The 1,947-nt window shown below is 60.0% G+C and carries 2 protein-coding genes; both read left to right on the top strand.

The annotated features are described in order from the left end of the window. Nucleotides 1-450 precede the first annotated feature (450 nt). Nucleotides 451-1,734, top strand: coding sequence for a group II intron reverse transcriptase/maturase (gene ltrA, locus PROAA_RS18950; protein WP_222102261.1), 1,284 nt, complete (start codon nucleotides 451-453; stop codon nucleotides 1,732-1,734). Further along, on the top strand, nucleotides 1,634-1,858 hold the full coding sequence (locus tag PROAA_RS19425) for a hypothetical protein (protein WP_425394018.1): 225 nt from the start codon (nucleotides 1,634-1,636) through the stop codon (nucleotides 1,856-1,858). Before ltrA ends, PROAA_RS19425 begins: the two co-directional genes overlap by 101 nt. The last annotated feature ends 89 nt before the right edge of the window (nucleotides 1,859-1,947 follow it).

The following is a 1,947-nucleotide window of genomic DNA, read 5'->3' on the forward strand; positions in this document are numbered from 1 at the left end:
GGACGCTGCGCGATAAAGCCGCGCATCGCCGGTGAATTCAAACGTGTGCGCCGGGCATGGCGCGTTACTTCGTCGGTGAAAGTCCGATGGCCAGGTATTGCAGAGCCGAAGGCAAGGAGAAGGGCAAGGGCGTCGTCGCGAGGCGGGGTCTGAAGGAAGCCCAATCCAAAACTGCGGGACGATGAACAAGAATCGGATATGAGGTGTGGTGCACTCGGGACGAGCGGGCACGTGACTGCGAAGTCCTCCATCTGCGGTAGTAGGGTGTGCTTTATAAATCCGGCGTCTATGCAGTGAAGGTAACGTGTCTTACCCCGGGAGATCTCCCCGGTGCTTCAGCAGATCGAAGCTGGGCCGCTGGAGACGGCGGCTGAATACCGTGGAGAAGTCAGCAGAGGGCATAGTAGGCGGCGCCCCGCCGAAGGCCCGAACGATGAAAGACAAAGGACCGTGACGAAGAGAGACGGGAACGCATCTGACCACCTGCTCACGCAGGCTGCGGCCATGCCGCAGGATGAACTCGTCGCTGGATCGTCAGGACAACCCGCGTCGATTCAAACCCAAGCGCTGCTAGCCCAAGTGTTGGAACGGGCCAATCTGCAGCGCGCTTTGAAACAAGTGCGCCAGAACAAAGGCGCGCCGGGTATCGATGGCATGACAGTCGATGACCTACCGGGATACCTCCTGCTCCACTGGCTGGAAATACGTGCGCAACTGGAAGCGGGCCGCTATCGCCCACAACCTGTCAAGCGTGTGGAAATCCCAAAGCCAGACGGGAAGACCCGTCCTCTGGGCATCCCCACGGTGTTGGACCGATTTATCCAGCAAGCCATCGCGCAAGTCGTATCGGCGCAATGGGAACCCCACTTTCATCACCACAGCTACGGATTTCGCCCGCAGCGCTCGGCCCATCAGGCCGTCCGCGAAGTGCAGGCGAACATCCGGGCAGGATACGGCTGGGTGGTGGATATGGACCTGCAAGCCTTCTTCGACCGGGTCAATCACGACCGGCTGATGGCGCGACTCAAGAGCCGCTGCCGCGACGCCGATCTGTTGCGGCTGGTCAATCGTTTCCTGAAGGCAGGCGTAAGCGTGGCCGGCAGTCTCGAAGCCACGACCATGGGCGTGCCGCAAGGCGGGCCGCTCTCGCCGGTGCTGGCCAACGTGGTGCTGGATGAGCTGGATTGGGAACTGGACCGGCGCGGCCACCGCTTTGCCCGCTATGCGGACGACTGCAATATCCTCGTCAAAAGCAAACGGGCAGGACAGCGGGTGATGGCGAGCGTGACACGCTATGTCAGCGACACACTGCGACTCACAGTGAATCCGTTGAAAACGAAGTTTCAGTGGAGGCTAACGCCGGCTTCATCGGCGTTAAGCGCAGCGGCCGTAGCTAAAAGCGCGGTGGATCGGCCCATGAACCGCAAGTTCCTGGGCTTCACGGTCAGCCGCAACGGTGCGAAGCTCAAGGTCGCCGAAAAGGCCATCGACAAGCTGAAAGACCGCGTGCGCGAACTGACCCGTCGTACCAGAGGCAACACGATTGGCAAGATCGTTGCAGAGCTGAGAGAAACCCTGCTTGGCTGGAAAAGCGTACTTCGGCATTGCCGAAGTGCTGAGTCCTCTGCGCGAGATCGACAAGTGGGTACGCCGCAAGTTACGTTGCTATCTCTGGAAACAATGGGGACCGGCCGGCTATCGGGAACTGCGCAAGCGTGGCGTATCGGTCCGTGAAGCGTGGAATACCAGCAAGTCAGCCCATGGTCCGTGGCGACTGTCAAAGACACCGGCATTGGCCATTGCGCTACCATTGCGCTTCTTCATCAACTTGGGACTGCCGAACCTTGCACCACGGTAAAAATTCAATTCATCGAACCGCCGGATACGTGACCCGTATGTCCGGTGGTGTGGGAGGGAGGGGCCGTGAGGCTTCTTCCTATCCCGATT

The sequence above is a fragment of the Candidatus Propionivibrio aalborgensis genome, from assembly GCF_900089945.1.
Classification (GTDB): domain Bacteria; phylum Pseudomonadota; class Gammaproteobacteria; order Burkholderiales; family Rhodocyclaceae; genus Propionivibrio; species Propionivibrio aalborgensis.